Raw genomic sequence first — 17,331 nt, forward strand, 5'->3', positions numbered from 1 at the left:
TCTACGGAGCCGCACACTGGAGGTCGTGAGATGCCTCGTCACCGGAGCCACGGGTTACATCGGCGGGCGGCTCGCGCCCCGACTGCTCGCCGAAGGGCACACCGTACGCTGCCTGGCCCGCAAGGCCGGGCGGCTGCGCGACGTGCCGTGGGCCGCCGAGGCCGAGATCGCCGAGGGCGACCTGCGCAGGCCGGACACCCTGCCGGCCGCGTTCGAGGGCGTGGACGTGGCGTACTACCTGGTCCACTCGCTCGGCCAGGCCGGCTTCGAGGCCGCCGACCGGGAGGCGGCGACCAACTTCGCCGCGGCGGCCCGGGCCGCCGGCGTCCGCCGGATCGTCTACCTGGGCGGGCCGGAGCCGAAGGAGGAGGGCGAGCTGCCCTCCGCGCACCTGCGCTCGCGGGCCGAGGTCGGCCGGATCCTGCTGGACAGCGGCGTGCCGACCGTGGTGCTCCGGGCCGCGGTGATCATCGGTTCCGGGTCGGCCTCGTTCGAGATGCTGCGCTACCTGACCGAGCGGCTGCCCGCGATGGTCACCCCGCGCTGGGTACGCAACCGGATCCAGCCGATCGCCGTCCGCGACGTGCTGCGCTACCTGGTCGGCTGCGCGACCCTGCCGCCCGAGGTGAACCGGGCCTTCGACATCGGCGGCCCGGACGTGCTCACCTTCCAGCAGATGATGCAGCGGTACGCGCGGGTGGCCGGGCTGCGGCCCCGGATCATCCTGCCGGTGCGCCCGCTCACGCCGTCGCTCTCCTCGCACTGGGTCGGCCTGATCACCCCGGTGCCGAACGCCATCGCCCGGCCGCTGGTGGAGAGCCTGATCCACGAGGCGGTCGCGCACGAGCACGACATCGCCCGGTACGTGCCCGACCCGCCCCACGGGCTGACCGGCTTCGACCAGGCGGTCGCCCTGGCGCTGGCCAAGGTGCGCGACGCCGAGGTGGAGACCCGCTGGTCCACCGCGAGCGGGCCGGACGCCCCGGCCGAACCGCTGCCCAGCGACCCGCACTGGTCCGGCGGCACCGCGTACACCGACCTGCGGGAGCGGGAGGTGCACGCGCCGCAGGCCGCGCTCTGGCGGGTCATCGAAGGAGTCGGCGGGGAGCACGGCTGGTACTCCTTCCCGCTCGCCTGGTCGGTCCGCGGCTGGCTGGACCGACTGGTCGGCGGGGTCGGGCTGCGCCGGGGCCGGCGCGACCCGCACCGCCTCCAGGTCGGCGAGGCGCTGGACTTCTGGCGGGTCGAGGAGATCGTCCCCGGCGAGCTGCTCCGGCTGCGCGCCGAGATGCGGCTGCCCGGCCGGGCCTGGCTGGAGATGCGCGCCGAACCGGCCGGCGAGGGCCGCAGCCGCTTCGTCCAGCGGGCCGTCTTCCTGCCCCGCGGGCTCCCCGGCCACCTCTACTGGGCCTCGGTCCTGCCCTTCCACGCCGTCGTCTTCGGCGGCATGGCCCGCAACATCGCCCGCGGCGCCGAAAACCCCACCCCCTGACCCACCCCACCCCACCCTGGCCCTGGCCCTGGCCCCACCCTGCCCCGCGATCTTGCACTTTCGGCCCTCGCCCTGAGGCTTTTGTGCCTTGTGTCGGGGCAGTAAGTGCAAGATCGTCGAGGGCGGGGGCGGGGGCGGGGGCGGGGGCGGGGGCGGGGGCGGGGGCGGGGGCGAGGGGATGGGCGGGGGTTAGTTGCCGGTGCGGGGGGTGGTGTGTTGGAAGGCGACGGTCTGGCTCGGGGGGACGAAGTCCACCACGGGCTCGTCGCGCAGGGCGTCGGCGAGGATGCGGCCGACGGCGGCGATCTGGCGGACCTGCACCCCGCCGCCGACGGCGTCGCGGGGGTTGTCCGGGTTCGCGGCGATGCTGGCGACGGCGAGCTGCGGGGTGAAGGCCACCACGGTCTCCGTGGCGTTCCGCTCCGAGCTGCCGGTCTTGCCGGCGAGCGGGCGGCGCAGCCCGGGCTGGAGCTCCTCGGCGGTGCCGCCGTTGCAGCGGCCGTACATCGACTGGTCGCCGACCGGGCAGCGGGCCGCGTCCGCCGCCGCGCGGGCCACCTCGGTGTCGAGCACCTGGCGGCAGTCCGGTTTCCCGGCGGCCACCGTGCGGCCGGAGGGGTCGACGATCGAGGTGACCGGGGTGGGGCGGCACCAGGTGCCCTCCGCCGCCACGGTGGCGTACGCGTTGGCCAGGTCGAGCGGGGTGGTGGCGGCGACGCCCAGGGTGAACGCGCCCCAGTTCTTCGCGTCCTCGCGGGCCAGCCGGGCGTCGTCGGGTGAGCGGAGCACGATGCCCAGCCGCTGCGCCATCTCCACCACCTTGTCCGCGCCGACCCGCTCGGTGAGCCAGGCGAAGTACGTGTTGACCGACCGCCCGAACGCGCTCCACATGCTGCGGTGCCCGTTCATCCAGGCCGGGTTGGCGTTGGCCGGGCACCAGTAGCCGCCACAGCTGGCCGGGCCACCGCCGGCCTTGAAGTCGGTGACGTAGATGCTCGGCGCGTCGAAGTCGGTGTCCAGCGGCAGGCCCGACTCCAGCGCGGCGAGCAGCGCGAAGAGCTTGAAGGTCGAGCCGCCCTGGTAGCCGACGATCCCGCCGCCCCCGGCCACCAGCTGGTTGACGGTGTTCGGGTAGTTCTGCTGGCCGTCCGGGTTCGCCGCGACGCCGTAGTTGCGGTTCACCGCCATGGCCAGCACCCGGCCGGTGCCCGGCTGCACCACCGCCGTCGGCGCGGCCCGCTTGTTGTCCACGTCGTAGACCTGGAGCACCTGCTCGGTGGCCTTGCGTTGCACCTCCGGGTCGAGCGTGGAGACGATCCGCCAGCCGCCCCGGCGCAGCGTGCGCTGCCGCTCGTCGACGGACGCCCCGAACGCGGGCTGGGCGTTCCACCACTGGGTGAACCAGTCACAGAAGAAACCCCAGTCGTTGCGGTCGCGGGGCACCGCGGCACAGTCGTTCGGGGTGGCGCTGGGCCGCAGTTTCACCTGCTCGGCCTTGGCCTTCGTGGCCGCCCCGGCGTCGACCTGGCCGGTCTCCACCATCCGGTCCAGCACGTACGCGCGGCGGGCCACCGCCGCGTCGGCGTCCCCGTTGATCGGGTCGTCGGTGTCGGGCGAACGGACCAGCCCGGCCAGCAGCGCGGCCTGGGCCAGGGTGAGCTTCGCCGGGGTGGTGGAGAAGTAGCGCTTGCTGGCCGCCGCGATGCCGTACGCCCCGGCGCCGAAGTACGCGATGTTCAGGTAGCGGCCGAGGATCTCGTCCTTGCCCAGCTCGCGTTCCAGGGCGAGCGCGTACCGCATCTCCCGGATCTTGCGCCCCATGGTGATCTCGGTGGCCTTCGCCCGCTGCTCGGCGGTCAGCCGGGGGTCTCCGGCCAGCGCGTTGCGGACGTACTGCATGGTCAGCGTGGAGGCGCCCTGCCGGGTGCCGTCCTCGCGCCGGTTCGCGGTGAACGCGCGCACCACGCCGCGTACGTCGACTCCGTGGTGCTGGTAGAAGCGGACGTCCTCGGCGGCCACGATGGCCTGGCGCATCACCGGCGCGACCTCGGCCACCGGCACGTCCACCCGGTCCTCGACGTAGAACGAGGTGATCAGGGTGCGGCCGTCGTTGGCGTAGAGGTTGGAGCGCTGGGCCGGCTGCGGGGTACGCAGCGACTCGGGCAGCTCCGCGTAGGGCATCAACCCCTTGAAGCCGAGCCCGAACACCAGCGCGGCCGGCAGCGCGGCGGCGGCCAGGGCCAGTCCGGCGAGCACGCCGGCGAGCAGGACGGTGAACAGCTTGTCGAGATGGGCCCGGTTCATCGTTCTCCCCGCAGGAGGCGGCCGTACGGACCCGTTCAGAATGACCGGATTCGGCTCTTACGCCGCCTTCTTCCCCAAAAAGCGCAGAAAGTTCGCGAGGAAGGATGAAACTCAGGGCAGCAGCGCCGCCACCAGGGGGTGCACCGTCTCCTCGATCTCGTCGGCCACCCGGCTGAAGCACTGGTCGCCCCGGCCCCACGGGTCGTCGAGGTCGTCGGTGGACAGCGGGGAGGCGCCCTGCCGTGCGGCGTCGGCCGCCGCCACCAGCGCCACACCGCGGGTGTACACCGCCTCCGGGGTGGCCTCCGGCGCGGGCAGCTCGGCGGCGTCCACCTCGGCCAGCAACCGGCCGAACTCGCCCAGCACGAAGGTCCGGCCGGCGGCGTCCGGGCGCAGCGCCACCACGTACTCCTGCTGGTCGGCGGTGGCGGTGAGGACCAGGTCGGCGGCGTCGATCAGGTCGGAGCGCAACCGCCGGGCGGCGAACCCGGCCACGTCGCCGCCGCGTGAGGTGACCTGGCGGGCCGCCGGCGGGTTCATCTCCTCACCGGCGTGCCAGCCGCCGGTGCCGGCGCTGTGGCTGTGCACCAGCTCGTCGGAGCGGTCCCGGTCGACGCCCAGGCGGGTCAGCCGCTCCCGGACCGCGAGCAGCAGCAGCCGCTCGGCCATCGGGGACCGGCAGATGTTGCCCATGCAGACGTGCAGGACGGTGAACGGCGGCACTCAGCGCCCCCGCTCGTCGATCAGGTCCGGCACCACGTCACGCAGCTTCTCCAACGGAACGGCGCCCTGGCGCAGCAGCCGGGGCACCTCGCCGGTCAGGTCGACGATGGTGCTCGGCACCGGGTCGAGCGCCGGACCGGCCTCCAGGTAGGCCCGGACGCCGTAGCCGAGCTGCTCGCGGGCCTCCTCGGCGGTCAGCGCGGCCGGCTGGCCGACCTTGTTGGCCGAGGCGACCGCCATCGGGCCGGTCTCCCGCAGCACCTCCAGCGCCACCGGGTGCAGCGGCATCCGCACCGCCACCGTGCCGGTGGAGTCGCCCAGGTCCCAGGCCAGGCTCGGCGAGTGTTCCACCACGATCGTCAACGCCCCGGGCCAGAACGCCTCGACCAGCTCCCGCGCCGAGCGGGGCAGCGAGAAGACCAGGCCGTCCAGGGTGTGCCGGGAGCCGATCAGCACCGGCGGGGCCTGCCGCGCGCCGCCCTTGGCGTCCGCGAGGGCCTTGACCGCGTACGGGGTGAAGGCGTCCGCGCCGATGCCGTAGACCGTGTCGGTCGGCAGGACGACGAGTTCCCCGTTCTTGACCGCCTCGATGGCAGCGGCGATGCCGCGGTCCCGGTCGGCGGGTGACCGACAGTCGTAGAGCATCACGAGGAGCCAGTCTGCCACGCCGGGGCCGCCTCGGCGTGCTGGCCGTCCGCCCGCCGGGACGCGGTGGCGAACCGGGGCCGGCCGACCAGGTCACGGTGCTCCTCGACGTCCCGGTAGCGGCCGTCGGCGGCGAGCAGCTCCGGCACCGCGGCGCCGTGCGTGTCGTCGTGCTCGACGCCCAGCACGCCGCCGGGGCGCAGCAGCTCGGCGGCCCGGGCCAGCACCGGCCGGATCACGTCCAGGCCGTCCGCCCCGCCGAAGACCGCCTCGTCCGGGTCGTGCCCGGCCACCTCGGGCGGCACCACCACGGCGCGCGGCACGTACGGCGGGTTGCAGAGCAGCACGTCGACCCGGCCGACCAGGTCGGCCAGCAACCCGGGTTCGGTCACGTCGGCCGCCACCACCTCGACCGGGGTGTCCCCCGCGGCGGCCCGGTCGGCGGCGTTGCGGCGCAGCCAGGTCAGCGCCGCCGGGGACCGTTCCACGGCCACCACCCGCGCGCCGGGCAGTTCCTGGGCGACCGCCAGGGCGATCGCGCCGGAGCCACTGCACAGGTCCACCACCAGCGGGCCGCTGCGCCGCCGCCCCTGCGCCACCCCCCAGCCGGCCAGCAGCTCGGTCTCCGGCCGGGGCACGAACACGCCCGGGCCGACCGCCAGTTCCAGGTGCCGGAACCCGGCGACGCCGGTGAGGTGCTGCAACGGTTCCCGGGCCACCCGGCGGTCCACCAGCGCGGCGAGCCGGTCCCGCTGGTCCGGGCCGAGACCGTCGGCCAGGGCCAGTCGGCCGCGCGCCACCCCCAGCACGTACGCGGTCAGCAGCTCGGCCTCCGCCCGGGGTGACTCGACGCCCGCCGCGGCCAGCGCGCGGGCCGCCCGGGCGACCGCCAGTGAGGGGCGCTCGCGTTCTGTCCCTTCGGAGGGGTGTTGCGGGAGGGAGGTCACGACATAATCATGAAGCGTCGCGGGCCGCGCCACGAGCGGGTGCGTCCGGGGGCACACCGACAGGGAGGTCGCGGGTGGGCTGGCTCGACCGGGTCGACGACCAGGTTGACGCCCTGCGCCGTGCCCGCGCGTTGCAGCAGGCCAGTCGCTCGGCCGAGGCGGTCGCCCTGCTCGACCGGGTGATCCGCACCACCGACGATCCGTGCGCCCGGGCCGACGCGCTCGTCCAGCGCCTCTGTGCGGTGATCAATCTCGGCCGGACCGCGGAGTACACCCGGGCCATCGAGGACGCCTCCGCGGCCGTCCGCGACCTGGCCGAGCCGTACCTGCACGGGCACCTCAACGCCCTCGCCGCGCTGGCCGCCCACCACCAGGGCGCGCTGGACCGCTGCGTCACCCACCTGGTGAAGGCGGCCCGGGCGTTGACCGCCGACGACGACCCGGACCGGGACACCGCCTGGGGCTGGCACGACCTGGCGATGGCGTACTCCTACCTCAGCTTCCACGGGCACGCCCTCGGCGCGATCGAGCGGGCCCGCCAGGTCGGTCTCACCGCCGGCATCCCCGAGGAGACGTTCGCCGCCCCGGGCATCCGGCTGCGCAACGCGGTCGCCCTCGACCACAACGGCGACAGCGACGGCTGCCTGCGGGTGCTGCGCGACGTGGCCGGCGACTTCAGCCGCTTCCTGCGCAGCGGCCGGGCCGACGACATCATGCCCGGCAGCCTGGCCGCGTACGGGTACGCCGCCGCCCGCCGGGCCGCCTTCGGCGACCGGGTGGAGTCCGGCACCGACGCCGATCCGACCCGACTGCTGGCGCACGGCGGGGACAGCGCCCGCGCCCGTGACCTGCGCCAACTCGGCCAGGTCTGCCTCGCCATCGCCGACGGCCGGCCGATCGAGGCGGTCACCCGGCTGGACACCACCCGGGTCTCCAACGAGACGCTGGGCGCGGCCGAGGCGCCCCGGCTGCGCAGCATCGCCCTGGCCCGCGCCGGCGACCACGCCGCCGCGCACCGGGCCGACCGGCACGCGTTCCGGCTCGCGGCCCAGCGCAACGACCGGCTGCGGGACGTCTACATCGACGGCATCGCCGCCCGCATCGACCACGAGGAGGTACGCCGCGAGGCCGCCCGCTACGAGGGCGAGGCGCTCACCGACCCGCTGACCGGGCTGCCCAACCGCCGCCGGCTGGAGCGCTACATCGGGGCGGTGGTGTCCCGGGGCGAGCGGGTGGTGATCGGGGTCTGCGACCTGGACGGCTTCAAGGCGGTGAACACCCGGCACGGCCACCACTCCGGCGACCTGGTGCTGCAACGCATCGCCGGGGTGATCAACCGGGTGATGCGGCGCGGGGACTTCGTCGCCCGCTACGGCGGCGACGAGTTCGTCGTGGTGCTGCCCGAGGCGGGCATGTCCGAGGCGACCGAGGTGGCCCGACGGATCCAGGCGGCCGTCCGCACCGAGGACTGGGAGTCGCTGGTGCCGGGCACCCCCGTCGGGGTCAGCATCGGCTTCGCCGAGGTGAACGGCGGCTCCGGGGCGAGCGTCCGGGAGGCCCTGGGCGCCGCCTTCGAGCTGGCCGACCGGGAGATGCTCCGCGCCAAGGACCGCCGCCGCGCCTCCTGACCCACCCCACCCCCATCGCCCCCGCTAATTCACGGAAAGAGTGGCTTTCCGCGGCCCCAGTGCCACTCTTTCCGTGAATTAGCGCGGAGCGGGGGGTGGGGGGAGGGGGTCAGCGGCGGGTGAGTTCGGTGTCGCCGGCCAGGCGGGCGGTGCGGTCCGCCTCGGCGAGGGCGTCCAGCACGCCGTCCAGCTCGCCGCCGAGGGCCAGGTCCAGGTTGTACGCCGTGTAGCCGATCCGGTGGTCGGTGATCCGGTTCTGCGGGAAGTTGTACGTGCGGATCCGCTCCGACCGGTCCACCGTGCGGACCTGGGCCTTGCGGGCGTCCGAGGCGGCGGCGTCGGCCTGCTCCTGGGCCGCCGCGAGCAGCCGGGCCCGCAGGATGCGCATCGCCTGCTCCCGGTTCTGGAGCTGGGACTTCTCGTTCTGGCAGGAGACCACGATGCCGGTGGGCACGTGGGTGATCCGGACCGCCGAGTCGGTGGTGTTCACCGACTGGCCGCCCGGGCCGGACGAGCGGAACACGTCGATCCGCAGCTCGTTCGGGTCGATGGTGACGTCGACGTCCTCGGCCTCCGGCAGCACCAGTACGCCGGCCGCGCTGGTGTGGATCCGGCCCTGCGACTCGGTGACCGGGACGCGCTGCACCCGGTGCACGCCGCCCTCCCACTTGAGCCGGGACCAGACCCCGTTGCCGCCGTCCGGGACGCCCTTTGTCTTGATCGCCAGTGAGACGTCCTTGACGCCGCCGAGGTCGGAGTCCTGCGCGTCGATCACCTCGGTGAGCCAACCGCGCCGCTCGGCGTACCGGGTGTACATGCGCAGCAGGTCGCCGGCGAAGAGCGCCGACTCCTCGCCACCCTCGCCGGCCTTGATCTCGACGATCACGTCCTTGGCGTCGTGCGGGTCACGTGGGATCAGCAGCTCGGCGAGCCGCTCCTCCAGCGCCGGCAGGCTCGCCGCGATGCTCTCCGCCTCGTCGGCGAACGCCGGGTCCTCGGCGGCCAGCTCGCGGGCGGCGGCCAGGTCGGCCCGGGCCTGCTCCAGCTCACCGGCTGCCTTGTGCAGCGGGACCAGCTCGGCGTAGCGGCGGCCGATCCGCCGGGCGGTGCCCTGGTCGGCGTGGATGGCCGGGTCGGCCAGCCGCTTCTCCAGCTCGGCGTACTCGTCGAGGAGGGCGGCCAGGCGCTCACTGCTCATGGTGCGGGTGCTCCTTCGACGAGGTGCCGACGACCGGGCGGGGAGTCGCCGACGACCGGGCGGGGAGTCGCCGCCGACCGGGCGGGGACGGGAGGACTGGGGCGCAAACGGACGAACGCCCGTGCCCGGCACGGAGCCGGACACGGGCGTCGTCGACGGAGCTACTTGGCCTTCTTGGCCTGAACCTTGGCGTACTTCTGCTGGAACTTCGCGACCCGACCGGCGGTGTCCAGGACGCGCTGCTTACCGGTGTAGAACGGGTGGCAGGCGCTGCAGGTCTCGACGCTGATCGAACCGCCCTTGGCGGTGCTGCGGGTCGTGAAGGTGTTACCGCAGGAGCACTTGACCTCGGTGGTCGTGTACTCCGGGTGGATGTTGGGCTTCATGTCGCCTCGGTCCTTTCGTCGGTGGTCGCCGGGTCGCCGTCGGGTTCCCCGTCGCACGCGACGGGCTCGGGCGTGAACCGGAACCGGTGGCCGATTGACCAGTGTGCCATGGGCGTCGGCCGGCCCGGCGAGCGGGCCGCACAGCAGGTCCGGCTGGCTCAACGCTCCCCTCCCCGTCCGCATTCCCGCCCCGCTCCCGCGCATTCGTCCGCACCGGGACCGGCACGATCGGGAGGGGCCGGGACGCGCGGGACAGGGAGGCACGGACGGGAACGCACGGGACAGGACGTGCGCCCGCCGACGGGCTCCTCCCCCAGGCGCAGGAGCCCGTCGGCGGGCGACCGGCGCCGGAGACACGGCGGCACCTCCGCGTCTCCGGCACCGGGGTCGACCGGCCCGGTGGTCCCCCCGGGCCCCCGCCAGGCCGGTCGTCGACCGGAGCCGTTGCTCAGGCGGCGGGCGCCCGCGCCGCCGTCAGGGTGACCGTCGCCTCGGCGCGGACCCCGTTGACGGTCACCGCGAGCAACACCTGCGCGCCGGGCCGCAGCGCGGTCAGCGTGCCGCTCGCCGGGTCGAACCGGGCCACGTGCCACGGCTTCACCCCGTCGGCCGTACCGATGTGCAGGTTCGGCGAGCCGGACCAGTCGGCGCTGACCGGGGCGGACACCGGGACCGTACGGCCGCCGGGCTGGAGCAGTGTGGCGGTGACCCGCGCCGGGACGCCGACCGCGACGTCGCCCGGCGCGGCCAGGGTGAGCCGGTCGACGTGGGCGTGGAACTCGGCCCGGACCCAGTCGGGGCCCTCGGCGAGCGGGTCGCGGCGGGCCCGCTCGGCCTCCTGCGGGGTCACCGGGTCCACCCCGAACTCGGTCCACCCGGTGAAGCCGCCCAGCTCCGGCGGGGTGGACGGGTTCTTGCCCGAGTTGCCGTTGATCACGTACGGCACGCCGTCCACCCGGTCCGCGTGGAAGGTGCCCACGTGGCCGTTGACCAGCAGCGCGCCCTTGCCCGTGCGGTGCTGGAAGTCGGCCAGCCACTGCTCCACCAGGGCCGCTTCCTTGCGGTCGAGGAGCTGGCTGGCCTTGGCCGGGCTGGGGTCGCGGGGCGGGTGGTGGAAGAGCACCGTCACCGAGCCCACGGCCGGGTCGGTGGCCGCCGCGTCCAGGGTCCGCCGCAGCAGCTCCACCTGGTCGAACCCGCCGCCGCGCAGCGAGCCGGTGGCGGTGCTCAGCGTGACGAACCGGGTGCCCCGGTGGTCGGCGACCCGCGAGGTGTCGCCGAAGACGCTGCGGAAGTTGCCGATCGGGGCGCCCATGATCTCGTGGTTGCCCGGCACGTACCAGTACGGCAGCTCGCCGCCGAGTTCCTCGTCCAGGATCCGCTTGGCCAGCGCGAAGTCCGCCGGGTACGCGGTGTCCACGAAGTCCCCGTCGATGACCAGGAGGTCCGGCTTCGCCGCCTTGATCTCGCGCAGCGTACGGCGGGCCTGGGCGACCAGGTCGCTGTCCGGGTCGGCGGCGACGAACTGGGCGTCGGACATGACGGCGAAGCGCCAGGGCGCGCCGTCCACCGTGCCGTCGCGCAGCACCACCCGGTCGGTGCGGTTCTCCTCGGCCGGCGCGGCCACGGTCGGCGGCACCCGGGCCACCAGGTCGTCGATGACGATCTCGCTGCGGTACTGCTTGGCCGGGTCGGTCTCGGCCACGTAGAACCGGCGCACCCGGACCGGGTACTGCACGCCGGGCGGCACCGCGAACTCGACGTACTTCCAGCCGGTCCAGGTCACGTACGGGCCGCGGAGCACGATCTGGGTGTCCTGGGCGTCGTGCAGGTGCAGGCTCGGCCACTCCCCGGTGCCGTTGCCCTTGATCCACATCCCGAACGCCTGCGGCTGGCCGGGGACCGGGATCCAGGCCGGCGGGTCCGCGTACGCGGCCCGGGTCCCGGTGGACTGGCCGAAGTCGTACGACATCTTCAGGCCGGTGCCGGTGTGGCCGGGCGCGGGGGCGACCGAGCCGGCGGCGCGGGCCTGGCTGAACGTCCACGATGCGGCGTCGTCGAAGCCGGCCACCGGCACGTCGGTCAGGCCGACCGTCACCGGCAGCACCGTGCTGCGGTCTCCGACGTGGACGGTGAGCAGGGCGGAGCCGCTGTCGCCGAGCGCCTTGACGTCGAGGTTGCCGTCCGCCCTCGGGGTGACCGCGAGCAGCTCGTGGTCGTACTCCAGGCGCAGGTCGGCGGGCTCGATCGGCGCGGTGTTCCCCTCGCCGTCGAAGCCGACCACGCCGAAGAGGCCGGCGTCGCCCCGGGCGGTCAGGCCGAGCCGGTCCACGGTGGCGTCGATCCGGTCCAGCGGACCGAGCACGGTCAGGTCGAGGGTGCCACGCGCCTCGTCCCGCCAGGCGGTGACGGTGCTGCGGCCGGACCGGCCGGCCCGGAACACCCCCCGGTCGTCCACGGTGCCCCGGTCGGCGGGGTTGGCCCGCCACTGCGGCGCGCCGGCGGCCGGGCCGTACGTCTCGTCGTAGCCGGCCGCGGTGAGCCGGCGGGTGAGGCCGGGGAAGACCCGGTCGGGGCGGCCACCCCGGATCGGCGCGACGCCCGGCGCGGCGGTCGGGTCGCCGGCGGTCTCCAGCCAGTACCCGGTGAGCCGGCCGCTGCCCTCGGGCGCGTAGATGGCCAGGCCGTTCGGCACCGGCCGCTCGCTGCCGTCGGACGGGCTGTTCTCCACCTGGACCGTCGCCGCGCCCGGCTCGCGGGCCAGCAGGGTCGACGAGCCACCGCCGTCGAGGTTCAGCGCGTTCGCCGCGCCCAGCTCGACCATCATCCGGCCCATCTCGGTCAGGGTGACGCCCCGGCTGTCGACCTGCCGGCCGTCCACCGTCAACATGATCATTTTGCGCCCGTCGGCGGAGAAGCCGACCGAGGTGCGCGGCGCCAGGGTCGCGTCGGCGATGCTCTGCACCACGCCGTCGCGGACCAGCACGTTGCCGCCGCCCACCGCCGCCCGGGGGCTGCCGCCGTCGGACGCCTTCGGCCGCCAGGTCAGGTCGACCGGGTCACCGGGGCGCAGCGCCGCCAGGGCGTCCGCGCCCGCCTCCCGGCCGAGCAGCACGGTCGTCCCTGCCGGGATCGGCCCCTCGCCGGCCGTGCCGGCCACGGTCGCGACCCGGCCGCCGGTCACCGTCACCTCGACCACGCGGGCCGCGCCGCTCACCGCCCGCAGCCGGGGGTACGCGCCCCAGAGCGGGGTGAAGACCCCCACCCCGTCGCGCTGCACCATGTTGTTGAACTGGGTCAGCGGGACCGGGCCGGCCGGCAGGGCCGCGCTGCCCTCGAAGCCGACCTGGACGATCCGGCCCAGCCCTTCGGCGCTGATCGTGGCGGCGTTGGGGTGCCCGGCGACCGGCGACTGGATCAGCTCGCCGGAGCGGATGCCGACGCCCTGCGCCGCCCCCGAGTTGTTGATGTCGAAGAAGTCGCCGTTGACGGCGGCGACCGCGCGGGACCGGTCGACCGCCGCCCGCAGCGGCTCGTCCCTGGTCACCGCGCCGGAGTTCACGTAGTCCACGGTCACCCCGCCGGAGAGGTCGGCGGTGAGCGCGTCGGCGCGCAGCCAGCCGGCCGCGTCGTACCGGTCGAAGGAGGTCAGGTCGAGCCCGGGGGCGACCGGTCGGGTGGTCTTCGCGGTCTCCAGGCCACCGGCCGGCTCCAGGCCGGTGGCGGTGCCCTGCGGGGCGGTGGCGAGGGTGACCGCCGGGTCCGGCCGGGAGGAGGCCGCCGGGGCGTCCTCGGCGGGCGTGGCCGGCACGGGCACCGGCGCCGCGACGCCGGCCGGCGCGGGCCCGACCAGGGCGAGCGCCGGCGTCAGCAGCAGGACGCCGGCGAGACGGGCGGATCGACTGCGGGTACGCATGGACGACAGTCAACCCGGAACTGAACAGAAGTTTCAAGAGCCAGGGACTGAACCGTAGAAAAACTTCATCCTCCGGCCCGGTACGCGGACAGGGGCACGGCCGGCCGGCCGTGCCCCTGTCCGGGTCGCTCCTGTCAGGTCACTCGCCCGGAGTGGACTTCGCGATCTGCATCAGGAACTCGATGTTCGTGCGGGACTGCTTGAGCCGGTCCAGCAGGAGGTCGAGCGCCGCCTGCGAGTCCAGCGAGTGCAGCACCTTGCGGAGCTTGTGGATGATCGCCAGCTCCTCCGGCGCGAGCAGGACCTCCTCCTTGCGGGTGCCGGAGGGGTTGATGTCGATCGCCGGGAAGACCCGCTTGTCGGCGATCTTCCGGTCCAGCTTGAGCTCGGCGTTACCGGTGCCCTTGAACTCCTCGAAGATGACCGTGTCCGCCATGGACCCGGTCTCCACCAGCGCGGTGGCGAGGATGGTCAGCGAGCCGCCGTTCTCGATGTTGCGGGCCGCACCCAGGAACCGCTTCGGCGGGTAGAGCGCGGTGGAGTCGATACCACCCGACATGATCCGGCCGCTGGCCGGCGCCGCCAGGTTGTACGACCGACCGAGCCGGGTCACCGAGTCGAGCAGCACGACCACGTCGTGGCCCAGCTCGACCAGGCGCTTCGCCCGCTCGATCGCCAGCTCCGCCACCGTGGTGTGGTCCTGCGGCGGACGGTCGAACGTGGCCGCGATGACCTCGCCCTTCACCGACCGCTGCATGTCGGTGACCTCTTCCGGCCGCTCGTCGACCAGCACCACCATCAGGTGGCACTCCGGGTTGTTGCGGGTGATCGCGTTCGCGATCGCCTGCAGCACCATGGTCTTACCGGCCTTCGGCGGCGACACGATCAGCGCCCGCTGCCCCTTGCCGATCGGCATCACCAGGTCGATGACCCGCGTGGTCAGGATGTGCGGCTCGGTCTCCAGCCGCAGCCGCTCCTGCGGGTACAGCGGAGTGAGCTTGTAGAACTCCGGACGACGCTTCGCCTCGTCCGGCTCCATCCCGTTGATGGTGTCGAGCCGGACCAGCGGGTTGTACTTGTCGCGCCGCTGCTCGCCGCCCTCCCGGGCCGCCCGCACCGCGCCGGTGATGGCGTCACCGCGGCGCAGGCCGTACTTCTTGATCTGGGACATCGACACGTACACGTCGTTCGGGCCGGCCAGGTAGCCGGTGGTCCGCACGAAGGCGTAGTTGTCGAGGACGTCGATGATGCCGGCCACCGGGACGAGCACGTCGTCCTCGCCGACCTGCGGCTCGCGGCCGCCACCGCCGCCGTCGCCGCCCTCGATCCGGTCGCCCCGGCCCCGCCGACGGTCCCGGAACCGGCTGCGCCGGCCGCGCCGGCCGCCGCCCTCGTCGTCGTCGTCGTTGTCCCGCTCGACGCGCGGCCCGCGGTCGTTGCGGTCACCCCGGTCGTTGCGGTCACCCCGGTCGTTCCGGTCGCCCCGGTCGTTCCGGTCCCCGCGGTCGTTGCGGTCACCGCGGTCGGCCCGCTCGTTACGCTCGGCGCGGTCACCCCCGCGCTCACCGCGCTCGGCCCGGTCCCCGCCACGCTCGGCCCGGTCCCCGCGGTCGGCCCGCTCGCCGCCACGCTCGGCCCGCTCGGCGCGCTCGTTACGCTCGCCGGCGCGCTCGTTACGCTCGCCGGCGCGCTCGTTACGCTCGCCGGCGCGCTCGTTACGCTCGCCGCGCTCGGCCCGCTCGGCCCGCTCGCCGCGGTCGCCCCGCTCGGTGCGCTCCGCGCGCTCGGTGCGGTCGGTGCGCTCCGCACGCTCGCGGCCCCGGCCCTCGCCGCGCTCGGCCCGCTCGCCGGCCTCGGCGGGAGCCTCCTCGGTCCGGGTCTCCGCCGGCCGCGCCTCGGTGGTGGCGGCAGCGGCCCGGCCCCGACGGGTCCGGGTACGACCCTCGGTCGCCTCGGCGGCCGGCGCCTGCTCGGCGGGACGGCGCTCGGCCTGGGTCCGCTCCTCGCGGACCTCGGCGTGCACCTCTTCACGGGCGGGAGCGGCCGCGGCCGCGACCTCGGCCCGCGGTCGAGGGGTTCCGGCGGCGGCGCCGCCCTGCCGCTCGGTGATCGCGCTGATCAGCTCGCCCTTACGCATGCGAGCCGTACCGGAGATACCGAGCGACGCGGCCAGGCTCTGCAGCTCTGGCAGCAGCATCGCCGACAGGCCGGTACCGCTGCGCCGACGGCGCGTGGGGGCGGCGGTGGTGGCATCGCCAGCGACGTTGGAAACATCCGACGTCACGTCGGTGGTGTCGCTCAATGGATTCCTTCCCTCGATAGGCCGGGACTGCCCGGAGTCGTGGAACAGGTGGCCGGGCGGCCTCGGTGCACCCGCCTCGCAAGGACGCGTCGCGGGAGTCTGTGACACAGCAGCCGGTCGGTTTCCCGACTCACCGACGTCGGTGAGCAGGTCTCGCCGCCTGCGGCGACCTGTGGAAACTGCGGTGCGGCGTGGGCCTTTGGCAGGGGTGACGGGCTTACCGCCGAGAGCTTCGGGGGTGCGCCGACCCGCAGGGAGATCGCATGCTTCGCGGCTGTGCTAGGTAAGAGCGTAATCAACTCTTCCGACCTGCGGCAACAGGGTCCCGCTCGGCGTGTCCAAGTCTACCCCGGGTGACCCGGGCACCGCTGACGTCTATCGGCAACTCCCAGCGCTGCCAGTTTCTTCCCGGCGCGAAGCCCGCCGGCACCTCGGTCAGCGCCAGCACGGTCGGCCCGGCCCCACTGACCACAGCCGCCACACCGGCCGCACGCAACTCGCTGACCAGGGCGGCTGTCGCCGGCATCCCCTCGGCGCGGTAGTCCTGGTGGAGCCGGTCGACGGTCGCCGGCAGCAGCAGCGCCGGAGCCGCGGTCAGTGCGTGGACCAGCAGCGCGGCCCGCCCGGCGTTCGACGCCGCGTCGGCGTGCGGCACCGTGGCCGGCAACGCGGCCCGGGCCACGGCGGTCAGGCCCCGCTCGCCGGGCACGAAGACGGTGGGGCGGACCGCCCCGGCGACGGCCAGCGAGACCGCCCGCGCGCCACCGGGCTCCGTCCAGGCGATGGTGAAACCGCCCAGCAGGCAGGGCGCCACATTGTCCGGATGCCCCTCGATCTCGGAGGCCAGCCGGAGCGCCGCGGCGTCGTCCAGCCGCTCCTCGCCGCCCTCGACCAGGGCCCGGGCCAGCAGCACGCCGGCCACGATGGCCGCCGAGGAGGAGCCGAGGCCGCGCGCCTGCGGGATCCGGTTGACGCACTCCAGCGCCAGCCCCGCCGGCTGACCGCCGAGCAGGTCGAAGGCGGCCCGCATCGAGGTGACCACCAGGTGCCGGTCGCCGTCCGGCAGCTCGCCGGCGCCCTCCCCGGTCACCGCGACCCGTACGCCGCCGGCGGTCACCTCGGCCGCCACGTCGTCGTACAGCCCCAGGGCCAGGCCCAGCGCATCGAAGCCCGGACCCAGGTTCGCGCTGGTCGCGGGCGTCCGGACCCGGACCGGGCCGGAGGCGAAAGTCATCGGCACCGGCTCATGCTAGGTCCCCCGACCGACAGCGCGCCGCGCCGCCCGCCGGTTGGGAATGGCACGCCTGCACTAGCCTGACGCCGAATCCATCGACGGTGGGAGACGACGTGCGGTTCCTCGGCTACTCCGGATGGCAGCTCTTCCTCCAGGTGCCGTACCTGCTGGTCCTGGTGACCGGGCTGGTGCTGGCGCTGACCAACCGGCGACTGCCCCGGGGCGCGCGGCGGCTGCTCGTCAGCGGCGTGGCGGTGCTGCTGGTCGGGGCGGTGCTCAACCTGGTCTGGGTGCTGGCCCTGCCGCACGTCTATTCGCAGGGCTGGGGCGGCCTGCGGCTGAGCCAGCTCAACCTGCTGGTCGTACCCCTGCAACTGGTGCTGCACCCGGCGGGCATGGCCCTGGTGGTCGCCGCCGCGTTCGCCGGGCGTCGCGCCGCCGGCCCCGCCGACCCGCCGCCACACTGGTCCGGCTGGCCGGCGCCGGCCGGCTCCCCGGTGATCCCGCCGCAGCCCACCCAGCGCCCCTGAGCCGAGCCGGCCCCGGTCCGGGCCCC

12 protein-coding genes are annotated in these 17,331 nt (G+C 74.7%); 3 read left to right on the forward strand and 9 right to left on the reverse strand.

Annotation, left to right across the window (positions count from 1 at the left end; all coding sequences use genetic code 11):
- Window positions 1–25 precede the first annotated feature (25 nt).
- Window positions 26–1,492, forward strand: coding sequence for an SDR family oxidoreductase (locus tag GA0070611_RS17210; RefSeq protein ID WP_091665422.1), 1,467 nt, complete (start codon window positions 26–28; stop codon window positions 1,490–1,492).
- A gap of 189 nt (window positions 1,493–1,681) precedes the next feature.
- Here GA0070611_RS17210 and GA0070611_RS17215 read toward each other — a convergent pair whose 3' ends face one another.
- From GA0070611_RS17215 to prmC, 4 genes are all read right to left on the reverse strand, one after another.
- Window positions 1,682–3,796, reverse strand: coding sequence for a transglycosylase domain-containing protein (locus tag GA0070611_RS17215; protein WP_091665424.1), 2,115 nt, complete (start codon window positions 3,794–3,796; stop codon window positions 1,682–1,684).
- A gap of 111 nt (window positions 3,797–3,907) precedes the next feature.
- Complete coding sequence (locus GA0070611_RS17220; RefSeq protein ID WP_091665426.1) at window positions 3,908–4,519, reverse strand: arsenate reductase/protein-tyrosine-phosphatase family protein; 612 nt, start codon at window positions 4,517–4,519, stop codon at window positions 3,908–3,910.
- Complete coding sequence (locus GA0070611_RS17225; protein WP_407940375.1) at window positions 4,520–5,185, reverse strand: L-threonylcarbamoyladenylate synthase; 666 nt, start codon at window positions 5,183–5,185, stop codon at window positions 4,520–4,522.
- Entirely contained in the window at window positions 5,164–6,111 is a 948-nt protein-coding gene (prmC, locus tag GA0070611_RS17230; RefSeq protein WP_091665432.1) for a peptide chain release factor N(5)-glutamine methyltransferase, read from the reverse strand. Before prmC ends, GA0070611_RS17225 begins: the two co-directional genes overlap by 22 nt.
- Window positions 6,112–6,185: 74 nt before the next feature.
- Here prmC and GA0070611_RS17235 point away from each other — a divergent pair, with 74 nt between their 5' ends.
- Window positions 6,186–7,739, forward strand: a complete 1,554-nt coding sequence (locus tag GA0070611_RS17235; protein WP_091665435.1) for a GGDEF domain-containing protein — start codon at window positions 6,186–6,188, stop codon at window positions 7,737–7,739.
- A 109-nt stretch (window positions 7,740–7,848) separates the two neighbouring features.
- Here the strand turns inward: GA0070611_RS17235 and prfA are convergent, their stop codons facing one another.
- From prfA to thrB, 5 genes are all read right to left on the reverse strand, one after another.
- Window positions 7,849–8,937: a peptide chain release factor 1 gene (gene prfA, locus GA0070611_RS17240; protein ID WP_091665437.1), complete on the reverse strand. Its 1,089-nt coding sequence runs from the start codon at window positions 8,935–8,937 to the stop codon at window positions 7,849–7,851.
- 161 nt (window positions 8,938–9,098) lie between these two features.
- Entirely contained in the window at window positions 9,099–9,323 is a 225-nt protein-coding gene (gene rpmE / locus GA0070611_RS17245) for a 50S ribosomal protein L31 (protein WP_091665439.1), read from the reverse strand.
- Between the two features lie 448 nt (window positions 9,324–9,771).
- Window positions 9,772–13,239, reverse strand: coding sequence for a phosphodiester glycosidase family protein (locus tag GA0070611_RS17250; protein ID WP_091665442.1), 3,468 nt, complete (start codon window positions 13,237–13,239; stop codon window positions 9,772–9,774).
- Window positions 13,240–13,378: 139 nt separating this feature from the next.
- Window positions 13,379–15,541: a transcription termination factor Rho gene (rho, locus tag GA0070611_RS17255; RefSeq protein WP_091665445.1), complete on the reverse strand. Its 2,163-nt coding sequence runs from the start codon at window positions 15,539–15,541 to the stop codon at window positions 13,379–13,381.
- A gap of 295 nt (window positions 15,542–15,836) precedes the next feature.
- Window positions 15,837–16,775 carry a homoserine kinase gene (gene thrB / locus GA0070611_RS17260; RefSeq protein WP_091665448.1) on the reverse strand — a complete coding sequence of 313 codons (939 nt, stop codon included), beginning with the start codon at window positions 16,773–16,775 and terminating at the stop codon, window positions 15,837–15,839.
- A gap of 101 nt (window positions 16,776–16,876) precedes the next feature.
- Between thrB and GA0070611_RS17265 the strand changes: the two genes are divergently transcribed.
- Complete coding sequence (locus tag GA0070611_RS17265) at window positions 16,877–17,305, forward strand: hypothetical protein (protein ID WP_157740343.1); 429 nt, start codon at window positions 16,877–16,879, stop codon at window positions 17,303–17,305.
- Window positions 17,306–17,331: the final 26 nt, after the last annotated feature.

This window comes from Micromonospora auratinigra (assembly GCF_900089595.1).
Taxonomy (GTDB): Bacteria; Actinomycetota; Actinomycetes; order Mycobacteriales; family Micromonosporaceae; genus Micromonospora; species Micromonospora auratinigra.

Excerpts from the sequence above, each read along its gene's own strand:
- GA0070611_RS17215 (WP_091665424.1), bottom strand. The coding sequence starts at position 3,796 with ATGAACCGGGCCCATCTCGACAAGCTGTTCACCGTCCTGCTCGCCGGC.
- prfA (WP_091665437.1), bottom strand. The coding sequence starts at position 8,937 with ATGAGCAGTGAGCGCCTGGCCGCCCTCCTCGACGAGTACGCCGAGCTG.
- rpmE (WP_091665439.1), bottom strand. The coding sequence starts at position 9,323 with ATGAAGCCCAACATCCACCCGGAGTACACGACCACCGAGGTCAAGTGC.
- GA0070611_RS17250 (WP_091665442.1), bottom strand. The coding sequence starts at position 13,239 with ATGCGTACCCGCAGTCGATCCGCCCGTCTCGCCGGCGTCCTGCTGCTG.
- thrB (WP_091665448.1), bottom strand. The coding sequence starts at position 16,775 with ATGACTTTCGCCTCCGGCCCGGTCCGGGTCCGGACGCCCGCGACCAGC.